The sequence below is a fragment of the Streptomyces sp. NPDC047853 genome, from assembly GCF_043204535.1.
Taxonomy (GTDB): domain Bacteria; phylum Actinomycetota; class Actinomycetes; order Streptomycetales; family Streptomycetaceae; genus Streptomyces.
Genome location: NZ_JBIDCI010000002.1, coordinates 463,027 through 479,726 on the forward strand (window position 1 = coordinate 463,027; position 16,700 = coordinate 479,726).

The window sequence follows — 16,700 nt, forward strand, 5'->3', positions numbered from 1 at the left end:
CGGTTCAGCCGATCTGCGCGTTCTTGGAGACGGTCACCTGGTCGATGTCGGAGGTCCGTACGGTGACGGCGACCTCCCAGTCGCCGGCCATCGGAACCTGCACTCCGCTCGCCGACCAGTGTCCGGTGGTGATGTGGTCGGGGGCTACGGGCAGGGGCCCGACACCCTTGTCCTTCAGGGTGAAGGCGACCTTCACCTCGGGGACGTCGAAGGCGCTGCCGTTCGACCGCTCGACGTAGAGGTGCAGGTCGTTGGCGCCCACGCGCGCGGGGTCGAGCTCGACGCGCACGACGCCCTTGCCGTTCCGGCTGCCGGTGTCGAAGGGCATGTCCAGGGTCACTGCTCCGGTGGAGGGGGCCGGTACGGAGGTGGAGGAGGCGGTGCCGGCGGCCGCGGCCTCCTGCTCGGTCCTGCCCGGCTCGGTCTGGGTGAGGATGGTGGTCACGACGAGCAGGACGACGGCGACGCCCGCCTCGGCGAGCACGGAGCGCCGCAGTCCGAAGCGGTCCGGATCGGCATCCCGCTGCCGCTTCTGCCGGGCGGCGTCCACGGCCGCACGCTGCCGCGCCAGCTGGGCGGCACGCTGCGAGGCGCCCGGCCCCTTCGCCGTCCCGGGCGTCTTCTGCGAGTCGTTGGCCGCCTCGGACGTCTTCTGCGAGCCGTTCGCCGGCCCGGACGTCTCCGAAGACCCCTTCGACGCCCCCGACGTGCCCGACGTCTTCCCGCTGCCCTTCGGCGCCGCGGTCGGCTGCTCGGCGTCCTTCGGTGTCCCGGATGCCTGCTCGGCCGTCTTCGAGGACCGGGCGGACGTCTTGGCGGTCTTCGACAGCGCGGAGGCCGTCTCGCCGGTCTTCGACGCCCCGGATGCCGTTCCGGATGCCGTTCCGGAGGCCCGCGCCTTGTCGGTCGTGCGGCCGGTGGACGCCCCGACCCGCTCCTTCTCCCGCTGACGGACCACCGCGGGTGCCGCCCCCGCCAGCCGCGCAGTCCACCGGCGCGAGAAGGAGGCGATGCCCACCAGCACGGCCACGAGCCCGATCTTGAGGAGGAGCAGCTGCCCGTACCGCGTGTCGGTGAAGGCCGTCCACGAGCCCAGCTGACGCCATGACTGGTAGGTGCCCGTAGCCACCAGCGCGACGACGCTACTGAAGGCGACGCGCGAGAACCGGCGTACGGCCGAGGCGGGGACCGGGGTGTCCGCGGGCGCCCGGTACAGGGCGACGAGCAGGGTGGTGAGCCCGCCCAGCCACGCGGCGACGGCGAGCAGGTGGACGACGTCGACGGGCATGGCGAGTCCGGCCTGGAGGCCGACCGAGGCGTGCTCGGACATCGCCCAGGTGGCCGCCAGGCCCGCCGCCACGACCGCCCCGCCCACCGCGAGCCCGAAGGTGAGGTCCCGTTTCTCCTCGTCCTCCCGCTTGTCGTAGGCGCCGAAGAGCACGGCGACGAACAGCGCGGCCGCCGCGAGCAGCAGCAGCCGGGAGACCAGTGAGGCGCCGGTCTTGGTCTGCAGCACCTCGCCGAGCAGGCTCAGGTCGAAGACGTCGCCGACCTTCCCGGAGCCGGTGTACGCACCGCGCAGCAGGAGCAGCAGCAGGGTGGCGGCGGTCAGCGCGAGCCACCCGGCGACCACCAGCCGCTGCACCACCCGTACCCCCGAACCCCGCGACCAGCAGGCGAGGACGAAGGCGGCACCGCCCACCAGCACGGTGAACCCGGCGTAGGACACGTACCGCCCGATGCCGTACAGCCAGCCGACCACCCCACCGCCGGCCTCCGTGCCGTAGACCGAGACGGAGGTCTCGGACGGGGCGCCGATGGAGAAGGTGTAGGCGCCGGCGACGGGATGGCTGTCGGCGGAGACGACCTGGTAGGTCACGGTGTACGTGCCGTCGGGCAGTCCGACGTGCAGTTTCACCGTGTACGTCGTGCCGCCCGTGCCGGACGGACCGCCGTCGTCGACGCGCTTGCCCTGGGGGTCGAAGACGCGCAGCGAGTCGTCGTCCATGGAGACCGACTCGGAGAAGGTGACCGACACGTGGGCCGGCGCCTTGTCGACCACCGCCCCCTGCCGGGGGTCGCTGCCGGTCAGCGCGGCGTGTGCGGAGGCCGGACCGGCGCCGGCGAGCAGCGCGCAGGCCGCGGCCAGGAGCAGCAGCACCAGGGTCCGGACGCGTGGGGCGATGGTCTGCGTCAAGGTGGTCCCTCCCTCAGTGTCCGGAGTGATCGGCGTCGGGCCGGTAGGTGGCCGCCTTCACGGGCAGCTCGACCGTGACGGGGTCGGAGTGGGCGAAGCGCAGCTCGACGGAGACCGTCTGTCCCTCCTCGGGCTGCCGCTTCAGGTTCTCGAACATCAGGTGGTTGCCGCCGCTCTCGAGCACCAGCCGTCCGTGGGCGGGGATCGGGAGGCGGTCGACCTCCTTCATCGTCCCGTCGACGGTCTCGTGCACGGTGACGTCACCGGCGTCGCTGGTCACGGAGGTCAGTTCGTCGCCGGAGTCGCCCTTGTTGGTGACGGTGAGGAAGCCCGCCGCCATCGAGGCGGAGACCGGCCGCGGTATGTAGGCGGCGCCGACGGAGAGTTCGGCCCCGGAGGCCGCGGAGTTCGCGGAGGCCGAGGAGTCGGACCCGGAGTCCGAGCCGCCGCAGCCCGCGAGGACCAGGGCGCCGATCATCGTCGCGGCGGCGAGAGCGGACCGGTTCCTCACGGCTTCTCCCCCTTGACGAGCTTGGGGAGGTCCGCGGTGTAGTCCTCGACGCCGGCGTCCTCGCCGTAGAGGACGTAGCCCGCGTCGGACTTCGGGGAGAACGCGACGACCTGGGTGCCGTGCGTGGAGACGACCTTGCCGTCCTTGTCCTTGGTCGGTGGGTCGATGGAGATGCCGAGGGTGCGGGCGCCGGCCTGGATGGTGGCGAAGTCGCCGGTGAGACCGACGATCTGCGGATCGATGCCCTTGAGCCACTCGCCGAGGGCGGCCGGGGTGTCGCGGTCCGGGTCGGTGGTGACGAACACGACGCGGAGCTTGTCCTGCTCGGCCTGGGGCAGCTGCTTCTTGGCCACGGCGATGTTGTTCATGGTCAGGGGGCAGACGTCGGGGCAGTGCGTGTAGCCGAAGTAGACCAGGGTGGGCGCGCCGGCGGTCTGCTCGCGGAGGTCGTACTGCTTGCCCCGGGTGTCGGTGAGGACCAGGTCGGGCTTCTCGAAGGGCTTGTCGAGGACGGTGGCGGCCTGCCGGCCGGCCTCCTCGGAGACCATGGTGACGGGCTTGTCACTGTCGGAGCCGCTGCCGCAGGCGGACAGGGTGAGGGTGGCGGCGGCGAGCAGGGCGGCCGCGGCGAACGTTGTCTTGCGCATAGAGAAATGTCCCAGATGTGAGGTGCTCCGGTGCGCGCCGGGGTGGTCCGCCGGACCGGCGGAGGGCACCCGGCGCGCACCGGACGAGAGGATGCGCCGGCGTTCTCAGGCCGACGCACCGGCGCGGGCGTCGTGACGCCGACGCACCGGATGGGCGTCGTTACGCCGAGGCACCGGTGTTGCGGCGGCGGCCGGCCAGCACGCCGTAGGCGACGCCCGCGGCACCGACGACGATGCCGACGACGCCGAGGACCCGGGCGGTGGTGTCGCTGCTGTCACCCGAACCGGAGTCGGAGGCGGTGTCGGCGGCGGTGTTCTGGGCGGCGGCCTCGGTGTCGTCGTCGGCCTTGGCGCCCGACGCGCCGTGGGCGTCGTCCTCGGCGGCGGACAGCTTGAGCACCGGCGCCGGGGCCTCGGGCTCCTCCTGGCCCTCCTGCGGCACCTCGATCCAGCGCACGACCTCCTTGTTGGAGTACGTCTGGATCGCCTTGAACACCAGCTCGTCGGCGTCCTCGGGCAGCGCGCCGAGGGAGACCGGGAACTTCTGGAAGTAGCCGGGCTCGACGCCCTTGCCCTCGGCGGTCCAGGTGACCTTGCTGACGACCTCGGTCAGCTGCCTGCCGTGCGACTCCAGCGGCTTGTCGAGCTTGGACTTGGTGACCTCTGCCTTCCAGCCGGGCACCGGCTGCGGCATCACGGACGCCAGCGGGTGGTCGGCCGGGAAGTTGACCTCCAGCTTGGTGGTGGAGGCGTTGTCGCGCTCGTTGGGGACCTTGAAGTTCACGGTCGCGTAGCCGCCCTTGGCGGCCGCGCCCTCCGGCTGCACGCTGACGTGCCCGAAGGCCGGGGCGGACAGGGCGAGGACGGCGATGCCGGAGACGGCGCCGGCGGCGGCGATACGAGAAGCCTTCATGGACGGAACACTCCGCTTCGAGTGGGTCACCGGTGCTGAACCGGTGACGGATGACGGGAGGGGTGCGCACGCGCGCGTGCCGCACGACGGCGGCCCTCCACGCTCCGGCCGAGGGGCGGGCCGGCGGTCAGGGCTGAGGGCACAGCCGGCGGTCGGGGACCGGCGGTCAAAACCGGCGGTCGTGAACCGTTGGGCAGGCCGAGGGACATGGCCGACGGGCCGGCCGACGGTCGCTTGCCGACGGGCGGAGCCGGTGGGCAAGGGCCGAGGGGCCGGAACGGAGCGGTGGTCGCGTCGTGTCAGGCGGCGAGGAGGAACGCGTCGCTGGGCGGGCCGCGCCGGGTCACCGTGTGCTGGAGTGCGGTGGTGTGCGGCCGCGGCGGCGCCGGCAGCGCGGAGTGCGGCAGCCGGGGCCCGGTGCCGGGGCTGCCGGCCAGCCCGGCGTGCAGGGCGCGCACCAGGGAGAGGGCCGCGCGCAGGCCGCGGACGAGCGCCGCCTCGGCCACCGAGTGGGCCGAGTGCGTGGAGAGTTCCACGAGCCGGGCCAGGGCCAGGTCCCCGCGCCGCAGCAGCCAGCCGGCGGCCAGGGCCGCGAGCACGTGGCCGAGCAGCATCGGCAGCGAGGGCACCAGCGAGGCCGAGGAGCCCGTGGTCGTAAGGAGGTCGGCGGGGTGGTGCGCGGCTTCGGCGTGGCCGCCGGCGCTCGGGGCGATCCGCGCGTCGCTGAGGATCCGTTGGGCCTGGGCCGGGGAGATCGCCGCCGCGGTGGTTCCGCAGACCAGCCGTGCGGCCTGCTCGACGAGTGAGGCGTCGGCCAGTGCGCCCGCTCCGCCGGTGGACAGCGCGTCCGGTCCGCCGGCGGTCCCGACGGCCGTGCCGGACGCCGTGTTCGCCGTGGTGCCGTGCTGGCCCAGTCCGAACAGGAGGTGCAGTGCCGTCTGGCCGACGGTGAGCAGCACCACGATGCAGGGCAGCGAGCGCCGCCGCTCGGCCAGGGGCGCGGCGACCACGACCGCCCCGAGGAACCCCACGCCCAGCGACCACGACGGGACCGTGGCACAGGAGGCGAGGGTGTGCCCCGCCGCGGCCAGCACGACGCAGACCGCGGCGAACACCGCGGCCCGCAGGACCCGGGTCGTGTTCCCGGAGCGCGCCGTTGGCGGGTGGGGGGCAGTCATGGCGGGCTCATCATCGCACTGGCACCCCTGGCGCCGTACGGCAGGTCCACAAGATGCCGTACGACCGGAAGGTCACTCTCTGGTGCGAGCCGCCCCACATACACCGATCGGCGGCGGGGTCACATCCGCCATATGGGCGGTCTCCTACGCTCTGCGCGCTTACGCAGGGGCACCGGGGGCAATACGTAACGGTATGTCGAGCCGCGGCCGGGAGGCTGGAGCATGAGCATCTGGTGGTCACTCCATTTGCGGCGCGAGGCTGCGAGCGTGCCCCTGGCCCGCCGCCTGCTGATCGGCACCATGGAGACCGCGGGCGTCGACCCCGACATCTCCTTCGACCTCTCCGTGGCACTGAGCGAGGCCTGCGCCAACGCCGTGGAGCACGGCGGGGACGTCGGCCCCGGCGTCGGCCCGTCGGAGGCGTACCGCGTCACGGCCTACCTCGACGGCGAACGCTGTCGCATCGAGGTCGCCGACACAGGCCCGGGGTTTCCCGCGGCCGCCCCGGGCCGGTCGAACGGAGCGGCCCGCGCGGTGTCCACCGACGCCGAGCACGGCCGCGGCCTGTGCCTCATCCGGGAACTCGCCGACCACGTCCACATCGGCAGCACGCCCGGCCGGGCGGGTGCCGTGGTGAGCTTCGACAAGGTCCTCAAGTGGCGCGCGGACGCCCCGCTGGTGGCGGTGTGACCAGGGAGTCACTCCACTGAGCTCGTCCAGGACCGCGGCTCGGTGGCCGCCCCGGACATGACGACGGCCGGGCACCTGGTGCGGTGCCCGGCCGTCGCAGCGAAGGTCAGCCCTTCAGGGCCGCCATCCACGCCTCGACCTCGTCCGAGCGGCGCGGCAGCCCGGCGGACAGGTTCCGGTTGCCGTCCGCGGTGACCAGGATGTCGTCCTCGATGCGCACGCCGATGCCCCGGTACTCCTCGGGCACGGTCAGGTCGTCGGCCTGGAAGTACAGGCCCGGCTCGACGGTGAGCACCATGCCGGGCTCCAGCGTGCCGTCGACGTAGGACTCCACGCGCGCGGCGGCGCAGTCGTGGACGTCCATGCCGAGCATGTGCCCGGTGCCGTGCAGCGTCCAGCGGCGCTGCAGGCCCAGCTCCAGCACCCGCTCGACGGGGCCTTCGACCAGGCCCCACTCGACGAGCCGCTCGGCCAGCACGCGCTGGGACGCGTCGTGGAAGTCGCGGTACTTGGCGCCCGGCTTCACGGCCGCGATGCCGGCCTCCTGGGCGTCGTACACCGCGTCGTAGATCTTCCTCTGGAGCTCGCTGTAGCGGCCGTTGACCGGCAGCGTGCGGGTGATGTCCGCGGTGTAGTACGTGTGCGTCTCCACGCCCGCGTCGAGCAGCAGCAGGTCGCCGGAGCGGACCGGGCCGTCGTTGCGGACCCAGTGCAGGGTGCAGGCGTGCGGGCCGGCGGCGCAGATCGAGCCGTAGCCGACGTCGTTGCCCTCCACGCGCGCGCGGAGGAAGAAGGTGCCCTCGATGTAGCGCTCGCTGGTCGCCTCGGCCTTGTCGAGGACCTTCACGACGTCCTCGAAGCCGCGCACGGTGGAGTCGACGGCCTTCTGCAGCTCGCCGATCTCGAACTCGTCCTTGACCAGGCGGGCCTCGGAGAGGAAGACGCGCAGCTCCTCGTCGCGCTCGGCGGTGACCTTGTCGGTCAGCGCCGCCTCGACGCCGGCGTCGTACCCGCGCACGACGCGCACCGGGCCGGTGGCCTCGCGGAGCGCACCGGTCAGCTCGCGGACGTCGGAGGCGGGGATGCCGTACCGCTTCTCGGCCTCGGTGAGGGAGTGGCGGCGGCCGACCCACAGCTCGCCCTGGCCGTCCAGCCAGAACTCGCCGTTCTCGCGGTCGGAGCGGGGCAGCAGGTAGACCGTCGCGGTGTGACCGTCGCCCTCGGGCTCCAGGACCAGGACGCCGTCCTCGGTCTGGTTGCCGGTGAGGTAGGCGTACTCGACCGAGGCGCGGAAGGAGTACTCCGTGTCGTTCGAGCGGGTCTTCAGGTTGCCCGCGGGGATCACCAGGCGCTCACCCGGGAAGCGGGCGGACAGGGCGGCGCGGCGGGCGGCGGTCTCGGCGGCCTGCGGGATCGGCTCCAGGTCGCGCAGTTCCGTGTCGGCCCAGCCGGACTTCATGTTCTCGGCCAGCTCGTCAGACACGCCCGGGTACAGGCCGTTCTTGCGCTGCTTGACCGGCTCGTCGCCGGCCGCGTCAGCAGCGTCCTCGAGCGCGGCCTCCGGGGTCTGCGGGTTCTCCGAGATCTCCGGGTTGAGCTCCTCCGCCACGGTCATCCTCCTTGATACGGCACTGGACCACCCCCCATCGTACGGTCGTACGGAAGGGGGCCCAGGGCCGAAGGGCCCGTTACGCGGAGGCGCGGACGTCCGCTATGGGCGACGGGACGGGCACCGGTGTCCGTTATTCGAACCTGACCGCCAGCAGGACCACGTCCTCCTCGGAGTCCTCCTCGCCCTTCCCGTCCGGCAGCATCGTGCGCAGCACGTGCTCGGCGACCGCGGCCGGATCACGGCGTTCCGCGCGGGGGACACCGGCCGCCGCCGCGTGCAGCCGGGCGAAGGCGCGGTCGGCCGGGTCGCCGGTGCGGTGCAGCAGCCCGTCGGTGTACAGCAGAACCGTCTCACCCGGGTCGACCTGGAGCTCCACGCTCGGCGCCTCCCAGCAGGCGAGCATGCCGAGCGGCGCGGAGACGGACGTCTCGACGAACTCCGTGCGCCGCTCCCCGATCAGCAGCGGCGGGCTGTGGCCGGCGCCGGCCAGGGTGATCCGGCGCAGCGCGGGTTCGCAGTAACCGAACAGGGCGGTGGCGGAGCGGGCGGGCTCGGTGAGCCGCAGCAGCAGCTCCAGGTCGGACAGGACGGCGACGGGGTCCTCGCCCTCCATCACGGCGTACGCCCGCAGGGAGGCGCGCAGCCGGCCCATCGCGGCGACCGCGCTGGGCCCGGAGCCGGTGACGGACCCGACGGCGAGGCCGAGCGCGGCGTCGGGCAGCGGCAGCGCGTCGTACCAGTCGCCGCCGCCCCGCGGTCCGGTGCGGTGGCGCGCGGCGAGCTGGACACCGGGCACCCGCGGGAGGCGGGACGGCAGCAGCTCCTCGGCCATCGTCGCCATGGACGCGCGCGTGCGCTCCACCTCCAGGAGGCGGGCCAGGTGCTGGGTGGCGTACCGGACGTAGAGGCCGGCGAGGTGGCGGGGCCGCTCGCCCGGTTCGGCGGGCTCGTCGTAGAGCCATACGGCGGCGCCGAGGCGCCCGGTGCCTTCGGCGGCCAACGGCAGCGTGTAGCTGGCGGCGTAACCGAGTCGGGCGGCGACCTCGCGGTGGCGCGGATCGAGCCCCTTCTCGGCGAACAGGTCGGGCTCGGCGATCCCGCCCTCGCCGACCGGCAGTCCGTCGAGGATCCGACCGTACGACAGGGAGCTGCGGGGCACGGTCTCGATGTGTCCGAGGTCGGCGCGGGTCAGCCCGAGGCCGACGGTGGTGTCCGGGCCGAGACCGTCGGCCGGTTCCAGGACGACGAGACCGCGCCGGGCGCCCACCAGGGCGGCACCGGCGCGCAGCACTTCCTGGAGGCCTTCCGCGAGGGAGTCCGTGCGGACCAGGCGCTCGGTCAGCTCGTGCAGGGTCGTGAGGTCCGAGACCCAGCCGGCCAGCCGGTCCTGGAGCAGGGTGCCGGGGGCGCAGAGCGCGGCACCGGTGTCCGTGGCCGCGGGGGCGTCCTCACCGTCCGCGGCGTCCGCGGCGTCCGTGATGTCCGGAACGGTGGCCGGTGCGGCGGACGCGACAGTGTGTGCGGGGGACGGAACCGCTGAATCGATTCCGGCCACTTTCGCAGGGTGCGGGGCGTTCATGGCGTCCGGCCTCCCGACCGGCGCTTACTGCTCAAAAGCATCGCAAACCCCCATGTCATTCTGCGCCGCCAGCAGTGTCTCCACATGTACACGCACTCGTAAGGAGATGTCCAGCATTGTCCTGCTGGGATTCCTGGTGTCCGTGCGGTCTGGGCGGCTTCCTTCCCGGCCTCTTGCGTAAATGCGAAATTGGCTTGAAACTGCCCCGGAGGACGGCTTGTTGCGGTCGACTGGGGGTGCTTCACGGAGCGTCACAGCGGTCGTGATGGGTACGTACTCGGAGAAGGCCAGGGGTGGTTGGGGACCACCCGGAACCTGGCGGTGGACCCGGGCGTCCTATCCACCGACGACCGTGCCCCATCCTCCCGTGGTGGAGGCGGAGAGAAATACTCGGGACGGCAAAACGCCAGACTTCGCCACCCCCGCGCCACGCCCATGCTTGTGATGGACGCAGTGTGGACGGAACCGCCGCAGACGCAGTCAGTGCTCGGCCCAGAGGGGTTCCCCTTGCCTTCGGCGGGGGTGTGATGCGCCACCAGCTACGCACAGCGAAGAGATCGACACATGGTGATGTGACCACGGTGTTGCCAGGCGTGCAACGGAAAGGAACGAGCGCTCATGCGCGAGATCCTCGGAAGGCGACGCAGGCTCCTGTCCCGGCACGACGACGGACGGCCTGAGCTGATCGGCGCGGCCCTGACCTACGCGACGCAATGGCAGTGGCCCGTGCTCCCGGGCGTGGCGGCGGACCCGCAGGCGCCCTCGCGCTGCGGCTGCCCCGAACCGGAGTGCACGGTGCCCGGCGCCCATCCCTTCGACCCGGGCCTCCTCGCGGCCACCACCGACGCGCGCATGGTGCGCTGGTGGTGGAGCAACCGGCCCGCCGCGCCGATCGTCATGGCGACCGGGGGCGGTGCTCCGTGCGCGGTCTCCCTGCCCGCGCTGCCGGCCGCCCACGCGCTGGCCGCGCTCGACCGCGCAGGCCTGCGGCTCGGCCCGGTCGTCGCCTCGCCCACGCGCTGGTCGCTGCTGGTCAGGCCGTACTCCATGGAGCAGCTGGGCGAGCTGCTCTACGCCAAGGACTTCGTCCCCGGTTCCCTGCGGTTCCACGGCGAGGGCGGCTATCTCGCGCTGCCGCCGTCCGAGTCGGGCCGGGGCGCCGTCCGCTGGGAGCGGGCTCCGCTGCCCGGTTCCGCCTCGCCCTGGGTGCCCGACGTCGAGGCAGTGGTGGACGCGGCGGTCGACGCCCTCACTCGTACGGGTGTGAGCGCGCCCGAGTTGTAGGGGGTGTCCGGCGCGCGGGGGGTCCGCGCCCGTCCGTGGTCGTTATCGTCCGCCCATGCCGCTTCATGCTGGGAAGCACCGCGCCGCCGGGTCGCGCCGCACGGGGTCGTGCCGCCGCGGTCCGGACCGCGGCGGGCCGGATCGCCGGCGGGTCCGGCTGTACGGGCTCGTCGCCGTCGCGGTGGCCGCGGTCGTGCTGCCGTTCGCGGTGGCGTCCGCGGGGCCTCCGGGAGGCACGAAGGAGGGCCCGGGCGACCCGCCGACGGTGCGCATCCTCCCGCAGGGCGGTGACGGCAAGGTGCTCTCAGGAGCGGGCCACGTCCCGTCGCAGGCCGGACCCGCCCGTTCCGCGCTGCCGCCCGGGCCGGCCACCGCGGTGCGCTGCGGTCCCGCGCTCACCTCGCCCGAGGGTGTGGAGGCGCAGACCTGCGTCCTCACCCAGGGGTCTCAGACCTGGGCGCGGACCTACTACCGCAACGCGACCGGCGGCCCGCTGGAGTCCTTGCTGAGCCTCATGGGGCCCGAGGGGCGCAGTGTGCGGATGCGTTGCGCGGTGGGTGCCGAGGACGAGCCCGGCACCTGCGAGACGCCCCGGGAGCCGCTCCGGGGCGGACCGGCGGAGTACACGGCGGTCGCCGAGTTCGCGGGCCGGGCCGGGTACGGGCCGCTGCTGCTGCGTACCGGGAGCAACGGGAGTCACCGGGCCGACGGCGAGCACCGGGCCGACGGAGCATGGGGCGGCGGGGACTGAGGCGGTTGGTCCGAGGCGCTGGCGTCTGAGGCGGCGGGGACTGAGCGGTGGGGTCCGAGGCCGCGGGCGTGTCGGTGGTGGCGGGGGCGACTGAGCGGCGGCGGTGATCCGGGCGCACCGAGTGCGGGCGGATGAGGACTGTGGCTCCGGAGCGGTGGGGGCGGCTCGGCGGCGGCCCGGGTGGCGGGCGCGGCCGGGCGGCGTGGCGACGGAGGGCGCGCGCCAGGGCCGAGGAAGCCGGAGCGGCCGACTCCCGTACGAGAACGGGGAGTTGAGAGGCGACCGCGGTGCGTGTGCGACCGGGCGCATGGAAAGACCCGGTTGCTGGCGACGGGGGATGCACCAGCAACCGGGCTACTCGAACGGTAACAAGAGATCGGCGGTTAGCAAATTCGATCTCTTGTTTTCCGGTCACGTACTGGCTTGTCCCCACCGGGAGTTGTGACCGGAGTCACGCATTCCTCGACCGGGCCTCCGGCTGACCGGTCGGTCAGCCGGAGCGGCCTCCGTGACGGTGCGTCAGCTGAGGGTGACCTGCCGGTTGGTCAGGCCGCCCCGCGCCCGGCGCTCGTCGGGCGTGAGCGGGGCGTCCGTGCCCAGGGCCTCGGCGAGCCGCTCGCCGAACTCCGCCGCCGGCTTCTCGACGTCCTGCGCGGTGACATCGCTCGGCAGGTCCCACACCGGGACCGTGAGCCCGTGCGCACGGAAGGAGCCGACGAGGCGGGTGCCCTCGCCCAGGGAGGACCGGCCGGCCGCGTGCAGCCGGGCGAGCGCGTCCAGAAGGTGCTCCTCCTCGTGCGGCATGACCCAGCGCAGGTGGTTCTTCTCCGGCGTCTCGCACCAGTAGGCGGCGTCCACGCTCTGCAACCGGACGGTCGGGATGGCCGCGGCGTTGGCCCGCTCCAGGGAGGCGGCCACCTCCGGCGTGGCGTTCTCCGCGTCCGGGACCCAGAACTCGAAGCCCGAGTGCACCGTCGGCTCGAACGACCCCTCGGGGGCGAGCAGGTCCTGCAGCCGCGGACCGTCGGCCGGCGCGCGGCGGCCCTGCACCGGGGAGCCCGGCGCGGCGGTCAGCGCCTGCTGGAGGGTGTCGGCGAGGTCGCGGCTGATGTCCCCCGACGCCGTGTCGTTCTGCAGGCCGAGGAGGACGGTGCCGTCGTCGCGGCGCAGGGCCGGCCAGGCCATCGGCAGCACCGTGGCCAGGGTGACGGAGGGGACGCCTTCGGGGAGGCCCCCCTTCAGGGTGAGCTCGACCGTGGCCGCCGGCACCAGCTCGCGCAGGGCCACCCAGTCGCACTCGCCGGGCAGTCCTTCGAACGGGCGCTGCACCAGCTCGGTCGTGGCGTGCGCGGCGGCCCGGCCGTGGCAGGCCTTGTAGCGGCGGCCGCTGCCGCAGGGGCAGGGCTCGCGGGCGCCGACGACCGGGATCTCTCCGTCGGTGAGCTGCGGCCGCTTGGCCTTCGTCTGGGGTCGCTTCTTGGCCATCGTGGGTGTCTCCCGGTTGCGGCTCAATCCGTACGGCGCGAGCCTAGCCGTTCACACCGTGGCCGACGGGGCCCTGTGGACAACGGGCCTCCCCGCGGACGACCGGCGTCCGGGGCGGCCGCGGGGCCTGTGACCGGCGCCGGGGGCCCCAGGTGCCCGTTCGCGGCGATCCGCTCCGTGCCTTCCCCGCTCCCGCGCGTGCCTTCCCCGCTCCCGCGGCTCCGGGTGTTTCCTGCCGATCCCCTCGGGTCCCCGCGCGAGCCCACGGGTCGGCTCGCGCCGGGACGGGAGGGTCAGCCGAGGTCGTCGAAGGCGTCGGCGAAGTCCAGGCCGGGCATCTCGGAGACCGCGGGCGCCGAGATGCGGGTGGCGAAGTCGTCGCGTCGGTGCGCGGCGTCCCGGTCGTGCACGTCGTCGTGGACGACGACCCAGACGGTGACCTCTCCGCAGGCGTCGTCCCGCACACCCCAGTCGTCGGCGAGCGCGGTGATGATGTTCAGCCCGCGGCCGCCGTGTGCCGTGATCGAGGGGGTCGCCGGCACCGGGCGGGTCGGACCGCCGCCGTCCGTGACCTCCACGACCAGCCGGCCGCCCGCGTCCACCTGCCACGCGGCACGGACGTCACCGTCCCCGGCCAGGGCGCCGCCCAGTGGTCGGCCGTGCTTGCACGCGTTGCTCAACAGCTCCGAAAGGACCAGTACGGCATCGTCGATGACCGATTCCGCCACACCGCCGCCGCGCAGCTGCGCCCGCATGCGGTGTCTCGCTTTCCCCACGCCCGCAGGGCCATGAGGAACGGCCATGCTCGACGACGTGGGCACCTCCTGTGCCACCACCAACGCCACCCCCGAGACCTCCTTCGCCCCACGCCACGGTGTGGATGCCCTTCTGGCCTGGACCGGAAACCGGCCGCTCCTCGTGCAGTGACGCATTCGACACGGTCGAACACGCACCGAACGCGCCGGAGCACTCCCCGTCACCGCATGGCTGGATTTCGTCGGTGTGGCCGAGACCGGAGAATGCGGCAACCGGCCCGCCGGGTCAAGGTGTGCGGACGAATCAGCGGCCGAGGTGGTCGCGTACGGCCCGCGGCCGGTTGGTGATGATGGCGTCCACGCCCAGGTCGACGCAGAGGTCCACGTCGGCGGGATCGTTCACCGTCCACACGTGCACCTGGTGGCCGGCTCGTTTCAGGCGCTCGATGTAGGTGGGGTGGTTGCGCACGATGCGGATCGAGGGGCCCGCGATCCGGACACCGGCGGGCAGCCGTCCGTCCCGCAACCGGGGTGAGACGAACTGCATCAGATAGACCGTCGGCAGCGTCGGTGACGCCGCCCGTACCCGGTGCAGCGAGCGCGCCGAGAAACTCATCACGCGTACCGGGGACTCTTCGGCCGAGGCCGGGGCGTCCAGCCCGAACCGCTTCAGGAGCAGCAGCAGCCGCTCCTCCACCTGCCCCGCCCACCGGGTGGGGTGCTTGGTCTCGATGGCCAGCTCCACCCGACGTCCCGCGTCGGACACCAGCTGGAGGAGGCGCTCCAGGGTCAGTACGGAGGTCTCCTCCCGGTCCTCGGGCCGGTGCTCCCAGTCGGGCTGCTCGTCACGCGTGCGCCAGAACTCCCTGGTCCTGCGGGCGCCGAAGTCCAGGGCGGCCAGGTCGGCGAGCTCCAGCGCCGAGACCGCGCCGCGGCCGTTGGACGTACGGTTGACCCGCCAGTCGTGGACGCAGACCAGGTGACCGTCGGCGGTCAGGCGGACATCGCACTCCAGGGCGTCCGCGCCGTCCTCGATCGCTTTCCGGTACGCGGCCAGGGTGTGCTCGGGGGCCTCCTCGGAGGCTCCCCGGTGGGCGACGACCTGAGTCCGGTGCTGTCGTGCGAGGGTCACCGCGCCATGGTGCCACCGCGCACGGGTAGACGTGCCACCGGAGACGTCGACCGTCCGTCCGTTTAGTCTGGGTTGACCGATATAAAGGTCGACCGCGAACCCACAGCAACCGCTTATGGTGCTCTGACGGCCCGTGGGAAAAGCTGATGGCATACAAGAACACCGCACGTCTGTATCGCGCCGGCCCGAGGGAACGACGCCTGAGTACGGTCGAGCGCGACCGCAGTGACCGAGAAACAGCCGTGGAAGCCGTGGAACGAGGAGAGAAGCTGTGAGCACCGAGAACGAGGGCACCGCGGTACCCCCGGCCCCGTCCGCGCCCCCCGCGCCGGTGGACACTCCCGCTGCCTCCCCCCAGCCGGCCGCGCCGCACCCGGAGCAGCCGCCGGCGCAGGCACCGGCGGCCGCGCCGCACGAGGGTCACGGACCGTTCGCCGCCCACGCGCCGCAGCAGCCCGCGCCCGAGGGCACGGGCGCGCCCTACGGGCACACGGCGCCCGACGCCTCCTGGCCGCCGCCCCCGCCGCCGGGCACCCCGACGTACGGCGGTGGAGGCGGTGGCGGCCAGGGCGGCTGGGGCGCCTCGTACCAGCCGCCCGCGCCGAAGCCGGGCAGCGGACGCGGCGGACTGGTCGCCGGACTCCTGATCGCCGCGCTGGTCGCGGGCGGTCTGGGCGGCGGCCTCGGCTACACCCTGGCCAAGAACAACGACGAGACCGGTTCGACGACGGTCTCCGCGTCCGACACCGGCGGCTCGCTCAAGCGCGACGCGGGCACGGTCGCCGGCGTGGCCGCCAAGGCACTGCCCAGCACGGTCACCATCCAGGCCGAGGGAAGCAACGGCGAGGGCGGTACCGGCACCGGCTTCGTCTTCGACAAGCAGGGCCACATCGTCACCAACAACCACGTGGTGGCGGAGGCGGTCGACGGAGGCAAGCTCAGCGCGACCTTCCCCGACGGCAAGAAGTACGCCGCCGAGGTGGTCGGGCACGCCCAGGGCTACGACGTGGCGGTCATCAAACTCGAGAACGCCCCCTCGGACCTGAACCCGCTCCCCCTCGGTGACTCCGACAAGGTGGCGGTCGGCGACTCCACGATCGCCATCGGCGCCCCCTTCGGCCTGTCCGACACGGTGACCACGGGCATCATCAGCGCCAAGAACCGCCCGGTGGCCTCCAGCGACGGCAGCGGCAGCAACAAGGCGTCCTACATGAGCGCGCTGCAGACCGACGCGTCGATCAACCCGGGCAACTCCGGCGGCCCGCTGCTGGACGCCCAGGGCAACGTCATCGGGATCAACTCCGCGATCCAGTCCACGAGCAACGGCGGCTTCGGCACCGGCCAGGCCGGCTCGATCGGCCTGGGCTTCGCCATCCCCGTCAACCAGGCCGAGTTCGTCGCCAAGCAGCTGATCAAGAGCGGCAAGCCGGTGTACGCGAAGATCGGCGCGTCCGTCTCCCTGGAGGAGACGGCGAACGGCGCCAAGCTCACCGAGCAGGGTGTCAACGGTTCCGATCCCGTCGAGTCGGGCGGCCCCGCCGCCGCTGCGGGCCTCAAGCCCGGTGACGTCATCACCAAGCTCGACGACCGCGTGATCGACAGCGGACCGACCCTGATCGGCGAGATCTGGACGCACAAGCCCGGCGACAAGGTCACGGTCACCTACGAGCGCGGCGGCAAGGAGCGCACCACCGAACTCACCCTCGGCTCCAAGGTCGGCGACGACTGACCGCCGCCCCCACCCACCCCGGCCCACGGGCCCCGCACAGGGCCCGCGCCCGGTAGGCTGTAGCCGCTCCGCCCCAGGTGGACGGTGCACGGGTGGGTTGCCCGAGCGGCCTAAGGGAACGGTCTTGAAAACCGTCGTGGCGCAAGTCACCGTGGGTTCAAATCCCACACCCACCGCTTCGCAGGTCAGAGACTTGCAGGTCAGAAGGGGTGCCACTCCTCGGAGCGGCACCCCTTC

15 protein-coding genes and 1 tRNA gene are annotated in these 16,700 nt (G+C 73.1%); 6 read left to right on the top strand and 10 right to left on the bottom strand.

The features are described from left to right. Positions 1-4: 4 nt before the first annotated feature. The 5 genes from ACGF5T_RS06075 to ACGF5T_RS06095 all read right to left on the bottom strand — a co-directional run bounded on the left by ACGF5T_RS06075 (position 5) and on the right by ACGF5T_RS06095 (position 5,446). Positions 5-2,197 (bottom strand): copper resistance protein CopC, encoded by a 2,193-nt coding sequence (locus ACGF5T_RS06075; protein ID WP_366768350.1) that lies wholly within the window; start codon positions 2,195-2,197, stop codon positions 5-7. A gap of 13 nt (positions 2,198-2,210) precedes the next feature. After that, entirely contained in the window at positions 2,211-2,708 is a 498-nt protein-coding gene (locus ACGF5T_RS06080) for a copper chaperone PCu(A)C (protein WP_392887033.1), read from the bottom strand. Beyond that, a complete protein-coding gene (locus ACGF5T_RS06085; RefSeq protein ID WP_366768351.1) occupies positions 2,705-3,355 on the bottom strand; it encodes an SCO family protein in 651 nt (216 codons plus the stop codon). Before ACGF5T_RS06085 ends, ACGF5T_RS06080 begins: the two co-directional genes overlap by 4 nt. Before the next feature lie 160 nt (positions 3,356-3,515). Then, positions 3,516-4,268, bottom strand: a complete 753-nt coding sequence (locus tag ACGF5T_RS06090; protein WP_366768352.1) for a YcnI family protein — start codon at positions 4,266-4,268, stop codon at positions 3,516-3,518. A gap of 299 nt (positions 4,269-4,567) precedes the next feature. Next, positions 4,568-5,446: a hypothetical protein gene (locus tag ACGF5T_RS06095; protein WP_366768353.1), complete on the bottom strand. Its 879-nt coding sequence runs from the start codon at positions 5,444-5,446 to the stop codon at positions 4,568-4,570. 222 nt (positions 5,447-5,668) lie between these two features. Between ACGF5T_RS06095 and ACGF5T_RS06100 the strand changes: the two genes are divergently transcribed. Beyond that, positions 5,669-6,136: an ATP-binding protein gene (locus ACGF5T_RS06100; RefSeq protein WP_366768354.1), complete on the top strand. Its 468-nt coding sequence runs from the start codon at positions 5,669-5,671 to the stop codon at positions 6,134-6,136. Between the two features lie 106 nt (positions 6,137-6,242). Here ACGF5T_RS06100 and ACGF5T_RS06105 read toward each other — a convergent pair whose 3' ends face one another. Then, positions 6,243-7,745 carry an aminopeptidase P family protein gene (locus ACGF5T_RS06105; protein WP_356602756.1) on the bottom strand — a complete coding sequence of 501 codons (1,503 nt, stop codon included), beginning with the start codon at positions 7,743-7,745 and terminating at the stop codon, positions 6,243-6,245. A 133-nt stretch (positions 7,746-7,878) separates the two neighbouring features. Further along, positions 7,879-9,327: a PP2C family protein-serine/threonine phosphatase gene (locus ACGF5T_RS06110; protein WP_366768355.1), complete on the bottom strand. Its 1,449-nt coding sequence runs from the start codon at positions 9,325-9,327 to the stop codon at positions 7,879-7,881. 618 nt (positions 9,328-9,945) lie between these two features. On the opposite strand from ACGF5T_RS06110, the gene ACGF5T_RS06115 reads away from it, so the two are divergent. Beyond that, positions 9,946-10,611 (top strand): bifunctional DNA primase/polymerase, encoded by a 666-nt coding sequence (locus ACGF5T_RS06115; protein WP_366768356.1) that lies wholly within the window; start codon positions 9,946-9,948, stop codon positions 10,609-10,611. 55 nt (positions 10,612-10,666) lie between these two features. Then, positions 10,667-11,362, top strand: coding sequence for a hypothetical protein (locus ACGF5T_RS06120; RefSeq protein ID WP_366768357.1), 696 nt, complete (start codon positions 10,667-10,669; stop codon positions 11,360-11,362). A 519-nt stretch (positions 11,363-11,881) separates the two neighbouring features. Here the strand turns inward: ACGF5T_RS06120 and ACGF5T_RS06125 are convergent. Continuing rightward, a complete protein-coding gene (locus ACGF5T_RS06125; RefSeq protein WP_361018049.1) occupies positions 11,882-12,847 on the bottom strand; it encodes a DUF5926 family protein in 966 nt (321 codons plus the stop codon). A 293-nt stretch (positions 12,848-13,140) separates the two neighbouring features. Next, entirely contained in the window at positions 13,141-13,692 is a 552-nt protein-coding gene (locus ACGF5T_RS06130) for an ATP-binding protein (RefSeq protein WP_356602766.1), read from the bottom strand. On the opposite strand from ACGF5T_RS06130, the gene ACGF5T_RS06135 reads away from it, so the two are divergent. Next, entirely contained in the window at positions 13,649-13,774 is a 126-nt protein-coding gene (locus tag ACGF5T_RS06135) for a hypothetical protein (RefSeq protein ID WP_356603015.1), read from the top strand. The genes ACGF5T_RS06130 and ACGF5T_RS06135 overlap by 44 nt on opposite strands. A gap of 132 nt (positions 13,775-13,906) precedes the next feature. Here the strand turns inward: ACGF5T_RS06135 and ACGF5T_RS06140 are convergent, their stop codons facing one another. Beyond that, a complete protein-coding gene (locus ACGF5T_RS06140; protein ID WP_356602768.1) occupies positions 13,907-14,734 on the bottom strand; it encodes a glycerophosphodiester phosphodiesterase in 828 nt (275 codons plus the stop codon). 271 nt (positions 14,735-15,005) lie between these two features. Between ACGF5T_RS06140 and ACGF5T_RS06145 the strand changes: the two genes are divergently transcribed. Continuing rightward, complete coding sequence (locus tag ACGF5T_RS06145) at positions 15,006-16,463, top strand: trypsin-like peptidase domain-containing protein (protein WP_356602770.1); 1,458 nt, start codon at positions 15,006-15,008, stop codon at positions 16,461-16,463. A 91-nt stretch (positions 16,464-16,554) separates the two neighbouring features. After that, positions 16,555-16,639 (top strand) — tRNA-Ser (locus tag ACGF5T_RS06150). The last annotated feature ends 61 nt before the right edge of the window (positions 16,640-16,700 follow it).